We start from the raw sequence: 23,274 nt of genomic DNA, 5'->3' as shown, positions 1-23,274 counted from the left end.
ATGCACACAACTACGCTATCATTATCCAAATCATCAGAGTCTAACTAGAAATAGGTATTGCGTTAGTATTTCTATCAAATGAGAAAAGCCATCTGTCTTATAAGACTTATTTTCGAAGGTATAATACTAAAAATCAAATTATTATGAAACATCTAGAATATAGTGACCCGAACGCAAAGCATGAGTTAGACTTTTTGAAGGCCTACCAGAAAAAAGGCTACAACCATAACTTTAGAGTAGAAGACCAAAAGCTAATCGCCTCAGGTGAAGACACCACTTATAGTCCTGAAGAGGTTTTTATTGTTGCTGAACACCGTTACGAAGGTATGAGCGATCCCTCTGATCAATCTATCCTCTATGTGATGACTACCAAAAATGATAAAAAAGGAACCATCCTTAATGCTTACGGCCCTGCTGCCGATTTAGATATCCATGAATTTATTGAGGCCATTCCTGAAAAGAATAAGAGCCATGATGATAGTATTTTAAATATGGACTAATCCTATGTTTGGCAACTTAGTGTATCTAATTACACTATAGCTGAACAGCTTCTGAGGTCATTGGTATTATAAACGATACCCTCTAAGTTAGCTTAGATATTCTAACAGAGAAAGACACCTAGATAAACGCGCGTCTATATCTTCTTTTAGAGACACTTAGAAAACATATTGCTTTGATATTTAGTTTATTTAAAACTAATCAATTGAGCAAAAAAATTGTGTAATTCGATTAATAAGCATGAATTGTTATAATTAATTTTAGACTATAAAATAACACTTACAGTGGTGTACCAACAGTATAACACTGTACTAAAACCTTATAATTATGGCACTATTTGATAAGAAAACAGAAGAAAAATTGAATGACCTCATCGAGAAAGCTTACGATGCTGAAAAAGGATTTAAAAAAGTAGCAGAACATACTGATAATCCAAGATTAAAAACGTTTTTCCTGAATAAGGCACGTGTACGAAGTCGTTACGTCAATGAATTAACCACCACGCTTCGAGAAAGCGGTATGGAGATCACACAACGCGATGGCAGTTGGTCTGGTTCATTGCATAGAACTTGGATAGATACCAAAGCATTCTTTTCTATGGATAACGATGAATCAATGCTAGAAGAAGTACGGAATGGCGAAAAACAAGCCATTGAAGATTATGATGATATTCTAAACAATTACGAGTTAAACCCCACGGTGCGCGGTTTATTGTTAACTCAAAAAGCTGAGGTACAGGCGAGTTATAATAAAGTCGATTACCTAGAAGGCATTCAGTACTAGCCGTATGTCGTTAAAAATAATTTAAAGGGTTTGGTGTGCACTAGCTGTGCATCAGCCCTTTTTCTACATTATACCAATTGATAATCCGTACATAACACCGCATTAAACCTATTATTATGACTACACCTAAGACATTTCCAAATCAAGACCAAGAATTACCTGGAAAACAACATAAGATGACTCCAGAACCAGAAGTGATCCGTGAGGATTACAAAGGCAGTGATAAATTAAAAGACAGCGTTGCGCTTATTACTGGTGGAGATAGCGGTATTGGCAGAAGTATTGCTGTGCACTTTGCACGCGAAGGTGCCGATGTTGCTATTATTTATCTTTCTGAGACCGAAGATGCGCAAGAAACGCAGCGTTTGGTAGAACGTGAAGGGCAAACTTGCCTCATATTAAAGGCAGATTTACAACATACGGATGCTTGCCAAAAGGCTGTTGAAGCCTGCCTCAGTAAATTTGGAAAACTTAATATACTGGTCAATAATGCTGCTGTGCAGTTTCCTAAAGATACGATTACAGATATTTCAATGGAAGATTTTGACACCACTTTTAAGACCAATATATACCCTTATTTTTATTTGTCTAAAATAGCTTTAGAACATTTAAAAGAAAACGATTGTATTATTAATACCAGTTCTGTTACCGCCTATAGAGGCAGCAATCATTTAGTGGATTATGCCAGTACAAAAGGCGCCATTGTGAGTTTTACGAGATCCTTATCTAAGCAATTGGCAGACGCTAAAATTAGAGTGAATGGCGTTGCGCCTGGTCCTATCTGGACACCTTTAATTCCGGCCTCATTTGATGATGTTAGTGATTTCGGAAAAGACACTCCATTAGGACGCGCAGGCCAGCCTAGTGAAGTCGCACCAGCCTATGTGTTTTTGGCCTCTAAAGACGCCAGTTATATCACAGGACAATTTATACATATTAATGGAGGTGAAATTATAGGCAGCTAAGCTCGCCCCCTTACTACAACGTATAAACGGCCAAATCATATGTTCGCATTAGAACATTTAACCACACATAAGACTTTTGTATTATGAACACTTCCACATTAGCAATCATAGGTTCGGGTCCTACCGCCATATATACACTGCAGCATATTCTCAACAATTCTGAGGCCGTCCGTAACGCATTTCATCTGATTTCAATATTTGAAAAACAGTCTAAAATGGGTTATGGCATGCCTTTTAATCCTGAGTTTACCGATAAATATAATTTATCTAATATTTCATCTGAAGAGATTCCTGAATTACCTCAAACACTAGCTAATTGGTTAAGTGCACAAGATCGTGACTATTTAAAGGATTTGAATGTTGTTGAATTTCCAATCAAAGCTACTGAAGTGTATAGTCGTATTGCACTAGGAGCTTATTTTAGAGCTCAGCTAAAACTTTTGATTCAAAGCTTAAGGCGTAAAGGGTTTACCATTGCAACCTATCGCAACCACAACGTTATTGATATTAAAACGAGTAGTCATACCACAGTTGAAGTTATCACCGAATCGCATCGTTTTAAATGTAACAAGTTAATTATTGCAACCGGGCACCATTGGGAAAACAAAGACCATTCAGAATCTGGATATTACGACTCCCCTTGGCCCATCTCTAAACTACTTAATAAGTCTAACAATTATTATAATTTTAATATTGGGGTTTTAGGAGCTTCCCTTAGCGCCTTTGATGTGGTGACATCCTTAGCGCATCGTCACGGTACATTTAATCGTAAAAATAATACGCTTACTTATAAATTAAACCCTGAAGCCGCTGGTTTTAAAATTACACTACATGATGCTAACGGTTGGTTGCCGCATTTACAATACGAGCAAGAACGGCCTCTTAGAGAAATGTATAGGCATACGACACGCGAAACCTTATTACATCTTAAGGGTGAAACGGATGCGCTTTTTATACCTACTTACTTTGATAAGATCTGTAGACCTGCCTTACTAAACGCTTTAAAGAAAGACAATTTAAAAGATGTTATACCACTGTTGACATCTAAAAGTTTCGATTTTAAACAGTTAATAGATACTATGGCAAAAAAGCACGAGTACCTCGATTCTTTTGATGGTATGCGCAAAGAATTAGAATTATCTGATACCTTGTTAAAACGCGATCAACCTATTCATTGGATGGAAACATTAGATGATTTAATGTATAGTCTAAATTTTCATACTGATTTGTTTACAGCGGAAGATCATCTTTTTTTCAATACTGAAATTAAGCCCTTTTTAATGAATGTAATCGCTGCACTGCCTTTACAATCAGCCGAAATTCTACTGGCACTTTATGAGTCTAACTGCATAGAACTTATTAAAGGAAAAGTTACTATTACAACTAAAAATGCTGCAGGAACTGAAATTACGATCAAGGATACTAATGGCACTATAAGTACAAAAAACTACCCCTTATTTATTAACTCCTCTGGTAACGATTCGATTAGCTTTGATGATTTCCCTTTTGAATCCTTAAGGAAAGCAGGGGTTATTTCGAGGGCAAAAGCCAAGTTTATTACCTCTACCCATAAAACGGAGCTACCCCCTTCAATTCCCAACGCGTCTACCCTATCTGAGAAGGGAGAATTGTATCTTAAGTTAGGAGGTATAGCGATAGATGGTGCGTACCGATGCCTCAATGCCGATGGCACAGCTTCAAAGCTTATTCAAGATTTAGCATTTAATCACATTTATGGACTGAGACCTTATTCTTATGGATTGCAAGCCTGTAGTGCAACAAGTCTTATTGCCGTTAAGGCTTTAATAAATTCAAAGTTGCAGAACGTTAAACCCGTGGCTATGGAAACGATTACCCAAACTTATAAGACCGAAGATAAGCTCTAAATACGAACAATAAATTGAACGTTTAGTTATTTTAATACTTAACGAGCCTACCACAATGTATACTCAAAACAGCTTTTACAATCTAATTCTAAGATAGTGAAGCATATAAATAAAAACTGCAAATTACCTTAGCTCTAAACCAAAATATCTTGATGCATTTAATTTGTAATATATTATTTATTTGTATATTGGATACCTGTTAATCCTAACCAAATATATGATGACTAGTATTCTATTAGTTGATGATGATGAAGACGATAGATTGTTCTTTGAAGAAGCCATAGAAGAACTCAACGAGGACATCAGTTTTAAAAGTTTAAACAATGGGTTAGAAGCTCTAAATTATTTAGAGACTTGTACGACACTGCCTCATGCTCTGTTTTTAGATATAAATATGCCCATTATAGATGGTCCTAAATGTTTAGAGCGATTGAGATCTAATACTAATTACGATGCACTTGTCATCTTTATGTACTCTACCTCTAATATTCCAGACACTATTAGTCAGTTGCAAGCAGCTGGTGCAGATTTCTATATTAGAAAACCTATTAGCTTTAATGACTTAAAGCAACTTATTAAAAAGGCCTTAGACCTATTGCCACAACTTGCTATAGGAAACAAGGAAGAAAATGATTTTTTTATTACGAATGACAACACCTAATAAAAGCTTATTATTTTTAAATGATGGTGGTGAAATGGGTCACATTATGCGCCAAAAAGACTGGTCTAAAAGCCCGGTTGGGCCACCTGAAAATTGGCCATCAAGTCTAAAGACCACACTGAGCTTTATGCTCAATTCAAAGTTCCCGATGTTTCTTTTTTGGGGAGCAGATCATATTTGTTTTTATAATGATGCCTACAGACCCAGCTTAGGCAATGAAGGGAAACACCCTGAACTATTAGGGCAAAAAGCAGAAATTTATTGGGCAGAAATCTGGGATATTATAAGTCCTGAAATTTTCTCAGTTCTTAATGGAGGCCCTTCCACTTGGCACGAAAATCAACTTGTACCCTTTTACAGGAATGGACAAATGGAAGATATCTACTGGACGTACAGTTATAGTCCGGTAACGAATGCACTAGGACAAGTAGAAGGCGTATTTACCACCTGTACCGAAACCACTAGTAGCGTACTTAATCTCGCCAAAATCGAAGCGAGCAAGGATGAATTAGAATTCGCCGTTGACGCAGCCGATTTAGGCACCTGGGACTATAATCCTATTACCCATGTATTTAAAGGAAATAACCGTCTAAAAGATTGGTTTGGACTCCCTCCTAACGGTGAGATTTTTTTAGATGATGCCACAGCTGCCATAGTAGCCGCTGATAGAAAACGGGTACGTCAGCAAATTGAAATCTCATTAGGTGATTACGAATCTGGTGGAAAATATGATGTGACTTATATAATAAAAAACAAACTCACGGCACGCGAACGTATTGTGCGCGCCATAGGGAGGGCGTGGTTTAATGAAGATAAAGTTGCCTATAGATTTAATGGTATTCTGCAAGACATTACTCAACGTGAAAAAGCATCGATTGAGCTGAAGGCGAGTGAAGAACGCTTTCGTAAATTGGTAAAAACAGCCCCTATTGGCATTACAGTTTTAGATGGTGATGATTTTGTAGTAAAGATGGCCAATGATATGGCACTATCAATTTGGCAACGCAGCTATAAAGAAGCCGTAGGTAAACCACTTTTTGAGGTTTTAAAGGAAATCAAAGACAGTATTCTTCCCATTTTTGAAGCGGTTAAGCGCACTAAAAAAGCAAAGTTTGGCACTGAATATCCATTTACCTTAGAACGCGATGGAGTGGCACAAATAGAATATTTCAATTTTATTTTTCAGCCCTTGCTTAAAGATGATGAGGTTGTAGAAATGATTTTAGTTGCCTATGAGGTTTCCGATATGGTAAAAGCGCGATTTGAGCTTCAGGAATCCCAAAAGCAATTTAAGAATTTTGTAAATCAATCTCCCATTGCTATGAGTATTGTGAGAGGAGATAACTTAAATATAGAAATGGCCAACAATGCGCTATTAGAGACCTTTTGGCGTAAAAAGAAAGATGAGGTGTTGGGGAAAGATTTATTAGATATATTTCCTGATTTGGAAGGCTCCAAATACCCTGAAACACTTAAGGAAATTATAAGAACGGGCATTGGAGTATCAGAAAATGAATCTTATGTCGTCTTGGAAAGTGATGATGGTGTTAAAGAGTTTTACTCCGACTATGATTATCAACCTTTGTACGACTTAGACGGTTTGGTTTCTGGTGTTATGGTGACCGGTTCTGATGTTACGGACCGTGTTTTAGCACGAAAGAAATTGGAACAGTTTTCTAATGACTTAGAACAAGAAGTTGAAGAACGCACCAATGCCCTGAATGCTGCTAATCAGCAATTATATCAGTCCTTGCTAAACCTTCAAAAAACTAATGAAGAGCTTGAAGCTTTTGCTTATGTTTCTAGTCATGATTTGCAAGAGCCTCTCCGAAAAATTCAAATGTTTACAAATCGCTTATTAGAACGTGAAAGTAATAAGCTCTCGGAAAAAGGAGTTCAGGATGTCTCCAAAATATTAGCCTCTGCCCAACGCATGCGTAATTTAATAGAAGATCTTTTAGAATACTCAAGAAGCAAAGACACAGACGTCAACTTTAAGTCCGCTGATTTAAAGGTTTTATTGAGTCAGGTGATAGAGAATCTAACTTCAAAAATTGAAGCTACTGATGCACTAATTACGTACGACGAACTCTGTACAGCAACGGTTATTCCGTTTCAAATAAAACAAGTCTTTCAAAATCTTATAGAAAATTCTATAAAATTTGCACAGCCGAATCTTCAGCCAACTATTGAAATAACTACAGAAACGATTACTGGCGAAGACACCGATATCCCCACGTTAATGCCCCATCAAATGTATTATAAGATTTCATTTAAAGATAATGGCATTGGCTTTCAACCCGAACATTCCGATCAGATTTTTGAGCTTTTTAAAAGACTACATGGTAAGTTTGAATATCAAGGCACAGGTATTGGATTAGCCATAGTGAAGAGGATATGTGAGAACCATAATGGTGCCATTACAGCGTCATCACAACCGCTTAAAGGAGCTCAGTTTTCGCTATTCCTCCCTGTTTTATAACTCATTATAACGTCAGCTCTTTTAACGTCAGACTGTCTTGCTCTCCCTAGACAGTTATATGCTTAACGTATCTACACCTCTAAGATGCTTACGATACTAGTGCATTCCTTTATAACTCCTTTCAGTTCAAAACAATGACATACTCTAATGATGGTCGTATTTCCCGATGAATAGGGTTACAGTTTTACGCGGATGAGTCAATGAATCTTATAGCGTTCATTAATTTTAGACGGCAATAGTATTTACTCATTTAAACCTTATACCATGGCAAAGCAACAGACCACCAAAACTGAAAAAACTGAAAATTTAGAGCCATTTGAAACAGATGCAAAAGGTAAAGTTATGACAACTAACCAAGGCTTAAAAGTTAACGACACCAATAATTCTCTTAAAGCTGGAGAACGCGGCTCTACACTTTTAGAAGATTTTTTACTACGTGAAAAAATTACGCATTTTGACCATGAGCGCATACCAGAACGTATTGTTCATGCCAGAGGCAGTGCTGCACATGGTTATTTTGAGCTCTATGAGAGTATTGAAAACTACAGTAAAGCTGGAATTTTCACAGATACAAAACGTATTACACCTGTGTTTGCTCGCTTTTCTACTGTGGCAGGCTCAAAAGGCTCAGCCGATTTGGCACGAGATGTTCGCGGCTTTGCTGTTAAATTTTATACTCAAGAAGGTACATGGGATTTGGTAGGTAATAATATGCCCATATTTTTTATTCAGGATGCGATGAAGTTTCCAGATTTAATTCATTCTGTAAAACCTGAACCAAATAAAGAGATTCCACAAGCCGCATCTGCTCATGACACCTTTTATGATTTTATTTCGCGCTCAACGGAAACTTTACACAATCATATATGGGCTATGAGTGATCGAGCTATTCCAAGGAGTTTACGTATGATGGAAGGTTTTGGGATACACACCTTTCGATTAATCAATAAAGACGGAGAATCGCACTTTGTAAAATTCCATTGGAAACCGCTTTTAGGAGTACATTCTGTAACTTGGGATGAAGCTGTAAAAATTAATGGTGCGGATGCCGATTTTCACAGACGCGATTTATGGGACGCTATTGAGTCTGGACAATATCCGGAATGGGAATTAGGAATTCAAGTAGTCGCTGAAGCCGATGAGCACAAGTTTGAATTTGACTTACTAGATCCTACAAAACTGATTCCCGAGGAATTAGTACCTGTTGAAATTATCGGAAAAATGACGTTAAATAGAAATCCAGAAAATTTCTTTGCTGAAACGGAACAAGTTGCGTTCTTACCAGGCCATATTGTTCCTGGTATTGATTTTACCAATGATCCCTTATTACAGGGTCGGTTATTCTCTTATCGCGATACACAGTTGTCGCGGTTAGGTAGTCCTAATTTTCATCAAATTCCAATAAACAGGCCTATTGGAGAGGTGCATAATAATCAGCGTGATGGCCATATGCAGATGGATATACCTAAAGGACAAACAGCATATTTCCCTAATTCTTTAGGAGGTGGCTGTCCACATTTAGCTAAGATGAGCGAAGGTGCATTTACATCTTACGAAGAACGTGTAGATGCCAAGAAAATAAGAACACGTAGTGAAAGTTTTAATGATCATTTTTCACAACCAGCACTATTTTACAGAAGTTTAGCCGATTGGGAGAAACAACATGTTTCTGATGCTTATACCTTTGAGCTCGGAAAATGTACACAGAAGCCTATTAAGGAACGAATGCTATGGCTTATTGCTCAAATCGATAAGGATTTATCGCAACAAGTAGCCGAAGGTTTAGGCCTTAAAATTCCTGATACTATTGAGCATCCCATTAATCAGGCTATTGGTGCTGATGCAGAGGTTAAAAAACATCAGCCACTAACAAAGAAAAACTATTTAGATAAAGACAAGGCGTTAAGTCAGGCAAACACAAAGTTTAACAGTATAGCCACAAGACAAATTGCGGTATTAGTTAGCGACGGTTTTTCTATGAAAGCTTATAGCACTATGAAAAAAGCATTAGAAAAAGAGAATGCTATGGTAAAATTAGTAGCACCTCACGGTGGAACGGTAGTATGTGACAATAATATGGAACACCAAGTTGATGCGGCTATAATGACTACAGAAAGCGTATTGTTCGACGCCGTTTATATTCCTGGAGGTAAAAAATCTATTGACAAATTATTAAAAGAAGCCAAATTTAAGAAGTTTGTAAACGAGGCATTTAAGCATTGTAAAGCTATCGCTGCAGATAACGAAGGAGAGCATTTACTAGATAAAACTTTCGTTACAGATCATAAAGACGATAAGGCTGTGTTTATTAATGAGGCACCCAAAGCATTTATCGACGCCATTTCAAAACACCGAAATTGGGAGAGAATGGAAATTGCAGCTCAGGTACCTGCTTAACTAAGAACAGTCAATGATGAATGGTTATTTTATTGTTTTACTCATTATAGGTGTAACGACACTATTGGCAAGTTTTCTGCCTATAGTGTTGAAACGCTTTAAGATTAGTTTTACAATACCTGTACTTATTTTAGGTGCTCTATTTTATTATGTGAGTGTGCCCCTACCTTGGCCGGATCCGACCTGGGAAATCGATTTAACTTTGCGTTTTTCTGAGATGGTTGTTATTATTAGTTTGATGGTGGCAGGACTTAAGATTGGACTAAATTATTCTTGGAGAGAATGGCTCAATCCAATGCGTTTGTTAGGCATAACAATGCCCCTATTTATGGCTTTTGTTTTTGTCGTTTCTTATTATCTTTTAGACTTTTCTGGTGCACTTTCTCTGTTATTGGCTGCCGTGTTAGCTCCTACAGATCCTGCCTTAGCTTCCGAAATTCAATTGAATAAAAAACAATCGTTATCCTCTAAAAATTTAGGGGCACAATACAACCTCACTGCAGAAGCAGGATTAAATGATGGGTTAGCGTTTCCGTTTGTATACTTGGCTATTCTTTGGTCAAAAAGCGAGACATTAAATTCTGATCTCTGGTTAGAATGGCTCTCTTTCTATGTGCTTTTTAAGACTATAGTGGGCGTTATTGTAGGTATAGCTGTTGGCTTTCTTTATAGTTATTTTACTACAAAACTTTCCAAAGGCAACACACATAGAATTCATTTGGCATTTGTGGCGCTGTCACTTACCCTAATCTCATACGGTCTGGCAGAAGTTTTAAATTCTTATGGTTTCTTAAGTGTCTTTTTTGCAGGTTTATTTGCGCATTATCACCAACATAAAAAGCGTGAGGAGAATCCGGGGCATCCTAGTTTGAGTTTTATTTCGAACATAGAGAAATTCCTAATTGTATTTTGGATGTTGTTTTTTGGAGGTTCACTGATGGCAGGTATCATGAATTTTATTACAGTAGAAATTGTAATATTTAGTATCTGTTTAGTCTTAATTATAAGGCCTATTTTAGGTTACATTTCCCTTTACGGCTCTAAATTAAATAAAAGACATAAGATGGCGATTTCCTTTTTTGGAATTAAAGGCATAGGTTCTGTATTTTATTTAACCTATGCGATAAAAAACGGCGAGTTTACCAATACAGATCAATTATTCTCCATTGTTGCTTTAGTCATTTTAGTATCCGTTTTAATGCATGGCTTAACCGCCAAACGCTCTATGGCCGCTATAGAAGATGATGAGACTTCAATAGAGTGATGACGCTACACGCTCTTAAATCTTAGCATAGCCCATGTATAAAAATAGATATATAAAAACTCGTTTTAATCTCACGGCTCATTTCATAAGTGTGATTTTTAGAGGTGCCGTATAAAATAATATGAGGTATGAATTTTGAAGAATTAATAGGAATTTCAGCTGGGGTATTTACAACGATTGCTGTATTGCCACAAATTCACAAAGCTATGACCACAAAGAAAATAGATGATGTCAGTCCAGCTATGTTTGTAATTTTATGTCTTGGAGTAGGCCTTTGGACTGTTTACGGCATATTAAAGATGGATTGGCCTATTATTATTACCAATAGTATATCATTCATCTTAAATGGTATTATGCTAAAAATAGTATGGTTTCAGGACAGAAATAAATCGACTTGTATCGGTGATCACAAATCGAATTAAAGTTAAGCATTTAAATCTTCCTTTTCATTCTCTATCTCTTCACTGACGTTCTCTTTTGATAGCATTGGGTGATCTCTTCCTAATCCTATAATTGCGATAAGATTAGTAACTGCGCGGTATAACATTAGAATAACAGTAATCATCATACCACTGATTATAGAAGTAGATCCTAAGGTTACCCAGTAGATTACAGAATACCAATTTGTAGGGACATTGTCTGATTCTACAATAGGAATATTAAAAAATTGAAATAAAATAAGAGCCGCAATAAATAGTATGACATCAAATCTAGCAATACTAAGCACTTGCTTGTAATGAATTTCTTTTAACGATAGCTCAGAACCGAAACTCACACTCAATAATGTAAGCAACAAGGCTAAAATGGTTGCTGATGCTAAAACAATAGTGTTACACAGCATATTGAGTCCGCTTAATGATTCTTTGAGTAGGTGCTTTGCTTCATACCCAGACACATTTCCTAATAAAAATATACCAACACCTGTAAAGAGCGTTGCAATTAATCCGCCATAAATGGCATTTTTATTTTCCTCTAAAATATCAAACATATAAATCTTGGGTATCAACGTCTTGTAATAGTCTTGGCTCAACGTCCTTATCAGTACTGTTATGAATGACGGACACATCACCAGTACTTTCAAAAATAACAGCCTTTACTTCATTAAAATCGTGCACATTCGCTTCTCTTAATTTGGCGATTAGGTCACTTTCCCCTACGTTACACGCCTTGAGCCGGTTGTGCAAAATTTTACCATTCCACATAATAATTTGTGGCTTATTGGTAAACCATCGTTTAAAAAATGAATTCTTACGTACTAAATACGAAAACAAGGTTTGGAAGCCAATAATAGCGGTTAATACAACGCCGCCTTTTAAGAGCGAGTAATCTGAATTAAGAATAATGGAGGCCAATACAGATCCGACAGCAATGGTAGATGCGAAATCAAAGCTAGACATTTTAGCAAATGTTCGCAGTCCAAATACTCGAGTAATAAGAATGATAATAGCAAATATGCCTAATACGGAGGCTACTAGCCATATAAAGTCTTGAAAAGTCATAATAAAATAGTTTGGTTAGGATATAAAATTACAATCTCACCTAAACTTCCATTAATTCAATTGCTAATAAGACTAACTGAAATCATTTCTATTCTATAATCCCCATCAACCAAAAAACTTAATGTATTGAGGCAATGATATTTTGAATAGAGGAAACCAAACTATAGGCAGTCCATTAATTTTGATAAGACGCTATTACTAATACCATGTAATTATGACATCTATCACAAAAAACTTTCCATTATATAAAACTATAAATGACGCTTACAATGATTTTATCCTGACTCAAAAACATCCTTGCGTGATGGCTAAAACTTTATTTATGACAGATAATTATCATCTAAATGTCTACAAATCATCAAAGCATACAGAAGATTTAAATACCTTATTAACGGACATAGAAGCGTTCATTAGCCAATACGATTTTGAATCTAATACATTTGAATCATTTTTAGCTGTGTTTCCTTTTGAACATTATGAGTCTGAATTAGATTTTGAAACCAGCTTATGGCAAACGTTACAGCAGTTGCATGAGTTAGACGACTGCGAGTGGGATGCTTCGGTCAGTGATAACCCGGAAGATCCAAATTTTAGTTTTAGTTTAAAAGGGCACGCGTTTTATATTGTAGGGCTTCATCCCAACAGTTCGCGGCTAGCACGTCAAAGCCCCTATCCTACTATTGTATTTAATCTGCATGCTCAATTTGAACAATTGCGAGCCATGGGCAGTTACAAAAAAGTAAAAAAACGTATTAGAAAACGAGATAAAAAATTACAAGGTCATATTAATCCTGTGTTAAAAGATTTCGGAACAGATTCTGAAACCAAACAATATAGCGGCAGAGCCGTAGATAGCACTTGGAAATGTCCTTTTCATAACACCTCTAAATTTATATGAAACCACTAATTAATATTATACAAGAACAATCTGGAGTAGCTTTTACACTTAAAAAAGATGATATCCTTACAGTCATTGACCCCATGGGAGGGCAAGTGAGTGATATGGTTTTATTTAATGCTAAAGATTACAAAGAAAAATTGTCTTCAGGGAAATCCTTAGATTTTGAAGAATGCATGTTGTTAACCAAGGGTCATAATCTATGGTCTAATCGGTCACAGAAGATGATGCATATTTTAGAGGATACCAATGGACGGAACGATTTCCTATTGGCTCCTTGTAGTCCTGAAACATTTAAAATAATGTACGACTATAAAGGAGAGCATCCCAGTTGTTTAGGCAATTTTCAACAACACTTAAAACCGTACGGCATAGGGGTTGATGATATCCCCACAGCTTTTAATTTATTTATGAATGTGCAGTTTGATACGCGTGGAAAACTATCTGTTAATCCACCCACATCTAAAGCAGGAGATTACATTCGTTTACAAGCGCAAATGGATCTTTTGGTTGGGCTCACCGCCTGTTCTGCAGAAGATAGCAATGGTGGCTCTTTTAAACCCATACACTATTACATTGAAACTGAACCACAACATGCAAAGCGAAAACTATCTTGATGTAAAATTGCACAGACTCTCAATATCGTTTAAAGAAAAAAATTAATTATTTAAATACCTCGTATTATGAAAAATGACAAAAAAGAAAAACCAAAAACAGAACACGAAAAACGATTGCATCAAAATGCAACCGATGACAAAGGGCCGTTAAAAGACGACCATTATAACCAATATGGTAAGCAAAATGAAACACGCAGAGAACGTGCTGAAAGATTAAAAGATGATTAGAGACTATATTCCTTTTGTAACACGTTTTAAAAAAAAGTCCAACCTTATGAGATTGGACTTTTTCAATTTTATAAATTCATTTACGCTTATAGAATAAATCCGTTCTAAGACCTTCTTATTTAAGCCCCTATTATCTCTCTGTTTTAACGACAAAAAATGAAGATAGCTAACCAACAGTCCTATGCTCGGTCTGTTAAGTTATATATCATCTAGTCAATTAAAATTACTTAAGCTAATGCGATAATGCGACCCTAGTTTATCACCAAACTCATCTGTTTATTTAGATAAACATAAACGTATCCTCGTCCTTTGTAAAGGTTCTTTCTATCATCGTTCTAGGTTTCGTTTCATTAAACGATTTGTTGACATTAGTCTGCAAAGTTTTCTTTCTAAGAAATTGTCTTTTAAATACTTTTAGTAGTCTCATAGCACATATAATTTGGTGTTTATAAAGATACGACGTAAAATATAATTTTGGATCTCCGGTAGAGACATAAATCACCCAAAACTAAAGATTTAGCACTACCTTAACATTGTCTTAGACTTCTGCTAATATTATTATTCACTCCTCACTAAGCAGCAAACGCCAGCAATTAACTATCCTATCTTTTTTTGAATATTCTTTGCTGTTTTTTTCTGAGAATACGATACCTTTCAAAAAGAATTTGAACATAACAGTAATTATAACCGTATACGACCATGCGGCTTAAACCCATTTAGGTTTTATAAGACAATGAAAACAACAAAACAGAAAATAGGTCTTTTGTTAGGCCCATTATTATTTATACTTATCAAGCTTTTTTGTCACCCTGAAGGCTTAGGAGAGTCCGCAAATGCTATTTTAGCCTCTACCTCTTGGGTTGCTGTTTGGTGGATCACCGAGGCGATTTCTATACCTGTTACCGCTTTATTGCCTATTGTATTATTTCCATTGTCGGGCGGTTTATCACTAAGTGGCACCACAGCCGCCTATGGCCATAAATACATATTTCTATTCCTCGGAGGTTTTATATTGGCTATTGCTATTGAAAAATGGAATTTACACAAACGGATTGCCCTTAACATTATTAAAATTGTTGGCACTAACGTCAGCCGTATCATTCTTGGTTTTATGGTGGCCACCGCCTTATTATCTATGTGGATTTCTAATACCGCCACGGCAGTAATGATTTTACCAGTGGGTATTGCTATTGTTTTACAGCTTCAAGATAACCCCAAAACTAAGGCTAATGAGAATTTAATATTTGGAAAAGCCTTAATGCTAGCTATCGCTTATAGTGCTTCTATAGGAGGTATGGCCACACTTATTGGTACACCTCCGAATTTAGTCTTAGCTGGTGTGGTTGAAAGCACTTATAATACTGAAATTACATTTTCGCAATGGTTTATGTTTGGTTTTCCTATAAGTGTTATTTTACTAATTATCTGCTGGTTTTACCTAACCCGATTTGCCTTCAAATTTGAACAAAAAGAGTTTCCTGGAGGTCGAAAAGAAATTGAAAATCAGTTGAATGCCTTAGGAAAAACGTCTTATGAGGAAAAAGTGATTCTTGTAGTCTTTGGCATTACTGCCATAGCATGGATTAGTAGGTCGTTTTTATTAACACAATGGTTACCCGCAATTGATGATACTATTATTGCTATGATAGCCTCTGTAATTTTATTTTTAATTCCTAATAAAAAAGGTAATGAGGCTTTAATCTCTTGGGACGACGCTGTAAAATTACCTTGGGGTATTCTGATACTTTTTGGAGGTGGTATGGCTTTAGCAAATGGTTTTGAATCTAGTGGTTTAGCCATTTGGATTGGTAATCAGCTAACGTCTTTAATTGGGGTATCTCTATTTATCCTCTTACTAATACTAATTGCTTCGGTTAATTTTTTAACAGAAATCACATCTAATATGGCAACTACAGCTATGCTATTACCTGTATTAGTATCCTTGGCTGCCGTTATTAATGTGCATCCTTATATCTTATTGGTAAGTGCGACTTTAGCCGCCTCGTGCGCTTTTATGCTTCCTGTTGCAACGCCTCCAAATGCTGTGGTTTTTGGCTCGGGATATTTAAAAATAGAAGATATGGTTAAAAAGGGTATTTGGATGAATGTGATTTCAATTTTACTGATCACATTGATTGTGTATTTTGTATTACCGCTAATTTGGGACTTGAATTAAATCTTTAAATACTTAAACGACTATATACCATAGATTTGTAGCTCTCTCCGATAGGAATACGCTCCTCTTTTATGATAATTCTATTTTTCTGAATAGAGGTAATTTTATTAACATTAACCAAATACGAGCGATGGACTCTAATAAACATTGCTTCTGGTAACTTAGATTGCATTTCTTTAAAACTCATTAAAGTTAAAATAGGTTTCGTATTTTCTGAATGAATCTTTAAGTAATCCTTTAATCCCTGGATATGCTTAATCCCATTGATGTCTATTTTTACATTTTCGTATTCTGATTTGACAAAAATGAAATCATCTTCATGTGCAGCAGCTTCTCCACCTGCCGAAGACATATTAACGGATGTGCTGACTCCATTCAGTTTTATCATCTCTTTAACCCGGTTCACCGCTTTTAGAAACCTAGGAAAAGGAATCGGTTTCATTAAGTAGTCTACAGCATTAAGGTCAAAGCCTTCTAGTGCATATTCTGGATAGGCAGTTGTGAATATAAAATAAGGAACTTTTCCTTCTAAGGATCGTATCAGTTCGATACCCGATATGTTTGGCATTTCAATATCAGAAAACACCAAATCGATACGGTTATTGTTTATAAAATCTAAAGCTTCAATGGCATTTGTAAACGTGCTAATCACTTCTACTGCTCCCAAAGCCTGACAATAGGACTCAATGACATCTATTGCCAATGGCTCATCATCAATTATTATGCACTTCATTGTCATTTAAATTTAGGGTTAAACGGACTCTGTAATATGATTTGTCTTCTTCTATGGTCAACTCATGGTTATTCTTATACAAATAATTAAGCTGATTTTTTATGTTCTCTAATCCGACTCCAGAGTTTTTATCGTCGCGTTTATATAAGCCTATTATATTTTCTACGTTTAAACTTAAGGTATTGTTATCCACAACTATCTTTATATCGATATGAGTATTTCCTTTATAATCTGTTCCGTACTTAAAAGCGTTTTCAATAAAAGAAATTAATAACAAAGAATAGATTTTTAAATTTCTTGTCTCACCTTTTATGTTAAGTTTAACAGCCTCCGTATTTTTAAGTCGCAACCGTTGTAAGGCGATATAATTCTTAATATAATTTATTTCTTTTTCTAATGTGACTTGCTCATTTCCTGCTTCATAGAGCATATAGCGCATTAATTCTGATAATGTTATTACAGCTTCCGGTGCATCATCTGACTTACTTCTCACTAAAGCATAGATACTGTTTAATGAATTGAATAAAAAATGTGGATTTAGTTGGTTTCTTAAAAACTGTAGCTTAATCTCTTTTTGTTCATTTTCTAATTCTTTAGATAGGCGATCGCGTTTATAGAAATCTACCACCAAACTAAAAATACCTCCTAAAAGAAAAATTGTTAGTGAAAACACGACAGGAATGGCGTGTCGTATACCAAAAGGTCCTCCTGGCCTATTAGGACGCATCTCCATGTTTCTAAATTCATTTCTTATTGGGTTTGTAATTAGCACTTCGCTCACATAATTATAGAGTGCCAAAAATAAAATGGACGCTACAATGTAGAAAAACAGTTTGCGTTTTAGTAAAATATATGGTACAAAAACTAAGTAATTAACATAAAACAAGATGGGATTCATTAATTGCTTTAAAAACACCTCATAAGGAATTTTACCTAAATTTAGATAAGCCGTAAGTAAAGGAAATATACTAATACAAAGCCAAACAAGGATATGTACTATGTATTCTTTATATGATATTTTTTTAATTAACATGTATTTCTTAATAAAGTCTACTAAATTTTCTTAAAATCTATTGCATTAGCATCTAAATCTTTAATACTAACCGCAGGCATTTTGTTTTCTATAAGCTTACGCATTACAAGGTTCCCGATTTTTTCGGCATCGGCTTTAGATGTAAAACCTTGTTGCCCTTTTATTGCAGGAATGAATTCTTGACGAATTACCAATTGATTATCATTATACACCTCATAAATCCAAAAGCTATCTTGCGCTTTGACCTGTAATGCGAATGACGTTTCATTTAAAGCATCCTTTTTAACATCTCTGGTTAGAAGATAAAAGAATGCTACACCTAAAATTGTAATTCCTAAAAGTACAGCTTTACTGTTATAATTGTTTTTCATTTCATTTATTATTAAAAAAAGAGTCAGAATTAATGAAGGATATCTACATTATCCTGACTCTAAACTGGCTATTACCCTCAATCACTAAAGTAAAAGCCCATCAATCAATCTAATCAATCTTTATATTTTAATTATCGTCGTCGTCTTGTTCTGCATTAGGGAAGAACTCCATATTATCATCTAAATACAATGTTCCGTTTCTACCTAAAGCTACAAACGCTCGGGCACCGTCGCTAAATGCTACAGCATCTCGTCTTGCATATAACTCAAAAGGTGTTTTTTCTACCCAACTTTCACTCGATGGCGTGTATTCATAAACCGTACTTAAACTTCCTGAGTATTCACCACAGGCAACATATCCTTTACCATTCATTGTAAAAGCAACTGCATTAGACCGGTACACGTAATCATCGTCATCGTCATCAACATCTGTAAGTTGTGTCCAGACATCAGTATCTAAGTTAAACGACCAAAAATCTGTCTCGTAAACTCCATTACTTACCCCTGTTGCTAAATAGACCTCGTTACCAATTGTAAAGGTGACACCATCCTTTCTTTTATCTCCACCAAAACCAAACACTTCTTCCCATGAATTGGAAATTGGATTGTATTTCCAGAAGTCTTTTTTATCACTTCCATCGTTTCCTGTCCCGACATAACCATACGAATCGGATCCAAACCCAACCGCTCCGTATCTTGCTGAACCTCCGAAATCGGCAATGGTTGTCCAGCTATTAGTGTCTACATTATATTTGTAAAAATCAGATAGTTCATCATTAGTATCTCCATTATAACCTGTACCCACGTAACCGTCACTACCAATAACAAACGCTGTCGCCGAGCTTCTTTCTACCCCAGGAAAATCTGATAATTGCTGCCAAGAATTGGTGTCCATATTATAAGCCCAAAAATCTTTATAATAATCGCTACCATCATAACCTGTGCCCATATAGCCAATATTACCGATGGTAAATGCCGCAGAACTACTTCTAGACTCTTCATTAAAGGTCGATTTTTTTACCCAATTTCCTAAAGTGTCATCATCGTCGTCATCACTATTACAACTAGAAAACAACGCCAATACGGCACTGAAATAAAGTAATCTTATGGCTGATTTGTTATTCATTTTTCTCATTTTACTTCTTATTTATATTAAAACTAATTCCTATGTTTAAGGATAATGATTCCTTAGAATCAAAATCGTATATGGTATGATCGTTTTCACTTAACGTCAGTTCACTCGCTAATAGATAGCCCATATTAAAATGGGTTGACCAATTATCATCAAAACGAAATTGATATCCCACCCCTAATTTCAGTGCTTTAAATTCTAACTCAGAATTATAGACAACGGTATTATTTACCAAACTAAAACTTGAGGCGTTATTTGCATAAATAGATTCGGGTTCTGCTCTAAGATCAAAACTACTCTGCTCGTTTAGTTTAAAAAATACACCTGTGAGAGGTATTCCTATTTCGTATCTTAATTTCTCATTGACATTATTGGAGTACGATATTAATGGGTAAAAATTTGGCTTACCAAATAACGAACCATAGCCTGCTCCCAATTTTAGAGTTGATTTAAGTCCGTCGTTATCCCATGTCTTCGTAAAACTTGTAGCATAACTCAATATAAAATCATCAGTGGAAACGGATTCATTAAATGTTGAAGACAAATACGGTGCAACGGTGATATTTACATTCCAATTGTTACGTAATGCTTTATTATATCTAGCAAACAGTTCTACAGTGTGTAATTCTTCAAATGCGCTATAATCATGAGACCAGTCATACTCATCAAAATCTAGGCTATGATTAGTATAGCTCATACCAAACCCTACGGTCGGCTTATCTAGTACAGTTGTAAAATCTATAATCATCGATTTGGCATCTAATTGAACAGCATTCAAATCAGAATAACTGTTATACTCCAATACCATTACATCTCCTGCATCTGTAGTAGTGAACATTTTTTGTCCATACGACATCATAGAGACTAAGCTAAAGGTTAAATAATGTAATGTCTTTTTTCTCATCGGGTGCTAACTTACTACCACAATCTTTTACCACAATTACAAAATATACCTACACTCTTTTTTTATAGACAAACCCCAATTTTTAATCTACAAATCCAATTATGAATTTTAATCGTATAAATCCCGCTTTCTGTAGATACATATATACCATAAGTATATTAGACTTTTTATTAGCTCAATTGGTTAGTTGATTTGTAGAAATTATACAAAACAAATGTTGAAATCATTTCTAAAATTACTGACAATCATCCTCACTTTAATGGTGGTTATATCGTGTTCTGCAGATGCTGAAGATGAAAGCTTAGTTGCAGGTGAAGACTTTACGGGCACTAACATAAGGGTACTATCTATTGATACGTTTTCTGTGAAATTATCTACAATGAAATTTGATTCTATTACAACCTCAACAAGTGAGCGTCTCTTAGTGGGAAAATACAAAGATGATGATATGGGAGAGACAAGTACCTCTACCTATATTCAACTTAGCCCCTATTCTTATTATTTAGATAATGATGCTATTTTAGATAGTGTTGGTTTAGTTCTTGGCTATGATACTTACTACTATAATGACACCACGCAAGTGGCTAATCTAAATATTCATAAACTCACCGATAAAATGAGTTCGGATGATACATATTTCTATAACACCACTGAAACATCATATGAAACTACTCCTTTAGCGCACAAGACGTATTATCCTACTCCAAATAAAGATTCAATTTTTGTGACGCTACCTTACAGTTTTGGAGTTAATCTATTTAATGATATTAGAGATAATAATATTACAGATCAGGAATCCTTATACCAACAATTAAAAGGATTAACCATACAGTCTGGTACCGACGATGATGCCTCTATAATTGGCTTTTCTACAGGTAGCGGCGAAAGTTATCTTCGGTTTTATTATACCATTCCAGATGAATTAGAAACGGACGAATACACCTATGACATGACGATTAACACATATTATAATCATATAGAAAGTGATGTTACCGGTTTAGCTTTGGAAGCTATTGATAGCCAAGAATACAATTTAACATCCTCTGAAAGTGGAAATATCAGTTACAACCAGGCGGGCATAGGATATGTGACTCGAATCGAATTTCCAACAATTAAAGACTTGTATAATTTAGGAGGTGAAGGTACTATATTAGATGCCACACTTTACATAGAACCTAATTCCGCATCACATTCTGATATTCAACCCCTAAGCGAAACACTATTACTTTATACTATAGATCAGAACAATGATTTAGCCAGCCAAATTAGTAATAGTATTGATGTGGTCTCGGCAACCACTACAAATGTAAATTCAGAATTTAATCAAATCGCCTTTACAGTACCTGTTATAGATTTTATTGATCAGAAATTAAATGAGAGTCCAGTAACTAAAGACGCTCTTATTTTAATTCCAACAGATTATAATTCTACTGTAAATAAAATAATTTTTAATGATAGTCAGCGATCTAGCTTCAATACCAAATTAGTTATAACCTATGCACAATATGAATAAATATCCATCTCTAATTCTTTTTGCACTACTGTTTGGATTACAAGGTTACTCTCAGTCTAGCAATCTTACAGGTTCACCGTACTCACTTTTTGGTTTGGGTGTAGAAAGTAATTCTGGCACAGGTAGAAATTCTGGACTAGGTAATACTGGTATTTCCTTAGATGCTAGTTATGGTATTAACCTATATAATCCGGCTGCGTTTGCGACCTTAAAAGAAAATGAAATCACTTTTGATTTTGGTGGTTCTGCCGAATTTAACAACCTCACTGGCGACGACATCAGTGAGCAAAGTACAACTTATAATTTCACTAATATTTCAATAGCGTTTAATCATAATAACGATTACGGTATTGGTTTAACTCTAAAGCCATCCTCTACTGTTGGGTACTCTTTAATTGGTTTAGAGAATAATATTGAAGGGAGTGCAGAGCAATTTACAACTAACATCGGTGGTACTGGCGGTATCAGTGAATTACGCTTAGATTATGCCAGAACAGTCTTCGAAAATTTGAATGTTGGCCTAAAGGCATCATACTTATTTGGAAAAATAGAAGAAATTGAATCTATTGTTACGTCAAACAGTTATTTAGAAATTAACGAAACTAATTATTATAGTGGTGCACAATTAGGCTTAGGGTTGCAATACAATTTGTTAAATAAACACAATTTTGGATTTACTATAGATTTCCCTACGTTATTAAAAGGCACAAAAGATGTCGTTGTAGGAAAGTATTCAAATGCGGCGTATACCACATTGGAAGAAACAGAAGACGAATCCGTCGATAGCTTTTATCTCCCTTTAAAATTAGGGTTTGGCTATAGCACTAAATTTAAGAATCTACTCTTAACTGCTGATTATAAGAAAAATTTCTGGAGTGCTACAAATCAGTCAGATGCCATAGGTGATTATACGGATCAAAATATTTTTGGCTTTGGAGCATCTTTTGCTGTAGATCCTACAAGTTATAAATACTGGAAACGTGTCGATTTTAGAATGGGGTTAAACTACAATTCTGGCTACCTTAAAGTCGATGACATGAATGTAGATACGTATTCTGCATCGGTTGGTATTGGCTTGCCAATTGGTAAACGATCACTATTAAACGTATCTTATACACTAGGTAAAAAAGGAACAACAGAAAGTATTCTCATTGAAGAATCTGTAAACACCTTAAACATTAATATATCTTTATCTGATTTATGGTTCCAAAAGCGAAAGTTTAATTAATATACA

The 23,274-nt window shown here is 35.4% G+C and carries 22 protein-coding genes; 15 read left to right on the top strand and 7 right to left on the bottom strand.

From position 1 onward, the window contains the following. Nucleotides 1–143: 143 nt before the first annotated feature. The 9 genes from HM986_RS07970 (at nt 144) to HM986_RS07930 (ending at nt 11,358) form a co-directional block, all read left to right on the top strand. On the top strand, nt 144–500 hold the full coding sequence (locus tag HM986_RS07970; protein ID WP_179334555.1) for a hypothetical protein: 357 nt from the start codon (nt 144–146) through the stop codon (nt 498–500). Nucleotides 501–825: 325 nt separating this feature from the next. Next, on the top strand, nt 826–1,281 hold the full coding sequence (locus tag HM986_RS07965) for a ferritin-like domain-containing protein (protein ID WP_179334554.1): 456 nt from the start codon (nt 826–828) through the stop codon (nt 1,279–1,281). A gap of 116 nt (nt 1,282–1,397) precedes the next feature. Beyond that, nucleotides 1,398–2,246 (top strand): SDR family oxidoreductase, encoded by an 849-nt coding sequence (locus HM986_RS07960; RefSeq protein ID WP_179334553.1) that lies wholly within the window; start codon nt 1,398–1,400, stop codon nt 2,244–2,246. 83 nt (nt 2,247–2,329) lie between these two features. Continuing rightward, nucleotides 2,330–4,132 (top strand): FAD/NAD(P)-binding protein, encoded by a 1,803-nt coding sequence (locus HM986_RS07955; protein WP_179334552.1) that lies wholly within the window; start codon nt 2,330–2,332, stop codon nt 4,130–4,132. A gap of 220 nt (nt 4,133–4,352) precedes the next feature. Next, nucleotides 4,353–4,793 carry a response regulator gene (locus HM986_RS07950; protein WP_179334551.1) on the top strand — a complete coding sequence of 147 codons (441 nt, stop codon included), beginning with the start codon at nt 4,353–4,355 and terminating at the stop codon, nt 4,791–4,793. After that, nucleotides 4,762–7,275, top strand: a complete 2,514-nt coding sequence (locus HM986_RS07945; protein WP_179334550.1) for a PAS domain-containing sensor histidine kinase — start codon at nt 4,762–4,764, stop codon at nt 7,273–7,275. The genes HM986_RS07950 and HM986_RS07945 overlap by 32 nt, the downstream gene beginning before the upstream one ends. A gap of 264 nt (nt 7,276–7,539) precedes the next feature. After that, complete coding sequence (locus HM986_RS07940) at nt 7,540–9,672, top strand: catalase (RefSeq protein ID WP_179334549.1); 2,133 nt, start codon at nt 7,540–7,542, stop codon at nt 9,670–9,672. Nucleotides 9,673–9,688: 16 nt separating this feature from the next. Beyond that, nucleotides 9,689–10,936 carry a cation:proton antiporter gene (locus tag HM986_RS07935; RefSeq protein ID WP_179334548.1) on the top strand — a complete coding sequence of 416 codons (1,248 nt, stop codon included), beginning with the start codon at nt 9,689–9,691 and terminating at the stop codon, nt 10,934–10,936. A gap of 128 nt (nt 10,937–11,064) precedes the next feature. Continuing rightward, a complete protein-coding gene (locus HM986_RS07930) occupies nt 11,065–11,358 on the top strand; it encodes a SemiSWEET family sugar transporter (RefSeq protein WP_179334547.1) in 294 nt (97 codons plus the stop codon). Between the two features lie 2 nt (nt 11,359–11,360). Here the strand turns inward: HM986_RS07930 and HM986_RS07925 are convergent, their stop codons facing one another. Then, entirely contained in the window at nt 11,361–11,924 is a 564-nt protein-coding gene (locus HM986_RS07925; RefSeq protein WP_179334546.1) for a hypothetical protein, read from the bottom strand. Then, nucleotides 11,917–12,435 (bottom strand): DUF421 domain-containing protein, encoded by a 519-nt coding sequence (locus HM986_RS07920; protein WP_179334545.1) that lies wholly within the window; start codon nt 12,433–12,435, stop codon nt 11,917–11,919. The genes HM986_RS07925 and HM986_RS07920 overlap by 8 nt, the downstream gene beginning before the upstream one ends. Before the next feature lie 214 nt (nt 12,436–12,649). Between HM986_RS07920 and gntA the strand changes: the two genes are divergently transcribed. The 4 genes from gntA (at nt 12,650) to HM986_RS07900 (ending at nt 16,354) form a co-directional block, all read left to right on the top strand. Then, entirely contained in the window at nt 12,650–13,333 is a 684-nt protein-coding gene (gene gntA, locus HM986_RS07915; protein WP_179334544.1) for a guanitoxin biosynthesis heme-dependent pre-guanitoxin N-hydroxylase GntA, read from the top strand. Continuing rightward, nucleotides 13,330–13,950: a DUF1989 domain-containing protein gene (locus HM986_RS07910; protein WP_179334543.1), complete on the top strand. Its 621-nt coding sequence runs from the start codon at nt 13,330–13,332 to the stop codon at nt 13,948–13,950. Before gntA ends, HM986_RS07910 begins: the two co-directional genes overlap by 4 nt. A gap of 66 nt (nt 13,951–14,016) precedes the next feature. Further along, nucleotides 14,017–14,178 carry a hypothetical protein gene (locus HM986_RS07905; protein ID WP_179334542.1) on the top strand — a complete coding sequence of 54 codons (162 nt, stop codon included), beginning with the start codon at nt 14,017–14,019 and terminating at the stop codon, nt 14,176–14,178. Nucleotides 14,179–14,911: 733 nt separating this feature from the next. Continuing rightward, nucleotides 14,912–16,354 (top strand): SLC13 family permease, encoded by a 1,443-nt coding sequence (locus tag HM986_RS07900; protein WP_179334541.1) that lies wholly within the window; start codon nt 14,912–14,914, stop codon nt 16,352–16,354. 4 nt (nt 16,355–16,358) lie between these two features. Here the strand turns inward: HM986_RS07900 and HM986_RS07895 are convergent, their stop codons facing one another. From HM986_RS07895 to HM986_RS07875, 5 genes are all read right to left on the bottom strand, one after another. Next, nucleotides 16,359–17,087, bottom strand: coding sequence for a LytR/AlgR family response regulator transcription factor (locus HM986_RS07895; RefSeq protein WP_179334540.1), 729 nt, complete (start codon nt 17,085–17,087; stop codon nt 16,359–16,361). After that, entirely contained in the window at nt 17,068–18,120 is a 1,053-nt protein-coding gene (locus HM986_RS07890) for a sensor histidine kinase (protein WP_179334539.1), read from the bottom strand. Before HM986_RS07890 ends, HM986_RS07895 begins: the two co-directional genes overlap by 20 nt. A gap of 20 nt (nt 18,121–18,140) precedes the next feature. Beyond that, nucleotides 18,141–18,491: a DUF4907 domain-containing protein gene (locus HM986_RS07885; RefSeq protein ID WP_179334538.1), complete on the bottom strand. Its 351-nt coding sequence runs from the start codon at nt 18,489–18,491 to the stop codon at nt 18,141–18,143. Between the two features lie 127 nt (nt 18,492–18,618). Next, complete coding sequence (locus HM986_RS07880) at nt 18,619–19,617, bottom strand: Kelch repeat-containing protein (RefSeq protein ID WP_246288478.1); 999 nt, start codon at nt 19,615–19,617, stop codon at nt 18,619–18,621. 10 nt (nt 19,618–19,627) lie between these two features. Continuing rightward, entirely contained in the window at nt 19,628–20,527 is a 900-nt protein-coding gene (locus tag HM986_RS07875) for a hypothetical protein (RefSeq protein WP_179334536.1), read from the bottom strand. A 214-nt stretch (nt 20,528–20,741) separates the two neighbouring features. Between HM986_RS07875 and HM986_RS07870 the strand changes: the two genes are divergently transcribed. Together HM986_RS07870 and HM986_RS07865 are read left to right on the top strand one after the other, a co-directional pair. Next, nucleotides 20,742–22,040: a DUF4270 family protein gene (locus HM986_RS07870; RefSeq protein ID WP_179334535.1), complete on the top strand. Its 1,299-nt coding sequence runs from the start codon at nt 20,742–20,744 to the stop codon at nt 22,038–22,040. Beyond that, complete coding sequence (locus HM986_RS07865) at nt 22,033–23,268, top strand: hypothetical protein (RefSeq protein ID WP_179334534.1); 1,236 nt, start codon at nt 22,033–22,035, stop codon at nt 23,266–23,268. Before HM986_RS07870 ends, HM986_RS07865 begins: the two co-directional genes overlap by 8 nt. The last annotated feature ends 6 nt before the right edge of the window (nt 23,269–23,274 follow it).

This window comes from Winogradskyella costae (genome assembly GCF_013403865.1).
GTDB classification, from domain to species: Bacteria; Bacteroidota; Bacteroidia; order Flavobacteriales; family Flavobacteriaceae; genus Winogradskyella; species Winogradskyella costae.
Note: the sequence above shows the minus strand (reverse complement) of the source record. Positions and strands in the feature narration are given on the sequence as shown.

What these genes read in the sequence shown, in the direction of transcription:
- HM986_RS07970 (WP_179334555.1), top strand. Translation starts at nt 144, where the DNA reads ATGAAACATCTAGAATATAGTGACCCGAACGCAAAGCATGAGTTAGAC.
- HM986_RS07965 (WP_179334554.1), top strand. Translation starts at nt 826, where the DNA reads ATGGCACTATTTGATAAGAAAACAGAAGAAAAATTGAATGACCTCATC.
- HM986_RS07960 (WP_179334553.1), top strand. Translation starts at nt 1,398, where the DNA reads ATGACTACACCTAAGACATTTCCAAATCAAGACCAAGAATTACCTGGA.
- HM986_RS07955 (WP_179334552.1), top strand. Translation starts at nt 2,330, where the DNA reads ATGAACACTTCCACATTAGCAATCATAGGTTCGGGTCCTACCGCCATA.
- HM986_RS07950 (WP_179334551.1), top strand. Translation starts at nt 4,353, where the DNA reads ATGACTAGTATTCTATTAGTTGATGATGATGAAGACGATAGATTGTTC.
- HM986_RS07945 (WP_179334550.1), top strand. Translation starts at nt 4,762, where the DNA reads ATGATTTTTTTATTACGAATGACAACACCTAATAAAAGCTTATTATTT.
- HM986_RS07940 (WP_179334549.1), top strand. Translation starts at nt 7,540, where the DNA reads ATGGCAAAGCAACAGACCACCAAAACTGAAAAAACTGAAAATTTAGAG.
- HM986_RS07935 (WP_179334548.1), top strand. Translation starts at nt 9,689, where the DNA reads ATGAATGGTTATTTTATTGTTTTACTCATTATAGGTGTAACGACACTA.
- HM986_RS07930 (WP_179334547.1), top strand. Translation starts at nt 11,065, where the DNA reads ATGAATTTTGAAGAATTAATAGGAATTTCAGCTGGGGTATTTACAACG.
- HM986_RS07925 (WP_179334546.1), bottom strand. Translation starts at nt 11,924, where the DNA reads ATGTTTGATATTTTAGAGGAAAATAAAAATGCCATTTATGGCGGATTA.
- HM986_RS07920 (WP_179334545.1), bottom strand. Translation starts at nt 12,435, where the DNA reads ATGACTTTTCAAGACTTTATATGGCTAGTAGCCTCCGTATTAGGCATA.
- gntA (WP_179334544.1), top strand. Translation starts at nt 12,650, where the DNA reads ATGACATCTATCACAAAAAACTTTCCATTATATAAAACTATAAATGAC.
- HM986_RS07910 (WP_179334543.1), top strand. Translation starts at nt 13,330, where the DNA reads ATGAAACCACTAATTAATATTATACAAGAACAATCTGGAGTAGCTTTT.
- HM986_RS07905 (WP_179334542.1), top strand. Translation starts at nt 14,017, where the DNA reads ATGAAAAATGACAAAAAAGAAAAACCAAAAACAGAACACGAAAAACGA.
- HM986_RS07900 (WP_179334541.1), top strand. Translation starts at nt 14,912, where the DNA reads ATGAAAACAACAAAACAGAAAATAGGTCTTTTGTTAGGCCCATTATTA.
- HM986_RS07895 (WP_179334540.1), bottom strand. Translation starts at nt 17,087, where the DNA reads ATGAAGTGCATAATAATTGATGATGAGCCATTGGCAATAGATGTCATT.
- HM986_RS07890 (WP_179334539.1), bottom strand. Translation starts at nt 18,120, where the DNA reads ATGTTAATTAAAAAAATATCATATAAAGAATACATAGTACATATCCTT.
- HM986_RS07885 (WP_179334538.1), bottom strand. Translation starts at nt 18,491, where the DNA reads ATGAAAAACAATTATAACAGTAAAGCTGTACTTTTAGGAATTACAATT.
- HM986_RS07880 (WP_246288478.1), bottom strand. Translation starts at nt 19,617, where the DNA reads ATGAATAACAAATCAGCCATAAGATTACTTTATTTCAGTGCCGTATTG.
- HM986_RS07875 (WP_179334536.1), bottom strand. Translation starts at nt 20,527, where the DNA reads ATGAGAAAAAAGACATTACATTATTTAACCTTTAGCTTAGTCTCTATG.
- HM986_RS07870 (WP_179334535.1), top strand. Translation starts at nt 20,742, where the DNA reads ATGTTGAAATCATTTCTAAAATTACTGACAATCATCCTCACTTTAATG.
- HM986_RS07865 (WP_179334534.1), top strand. Translation starts at nt 22,033, where the DNA reads ATGAATAAATATCCATCTCTAATTCTTTTTGCACTACTGTTTGGATTA.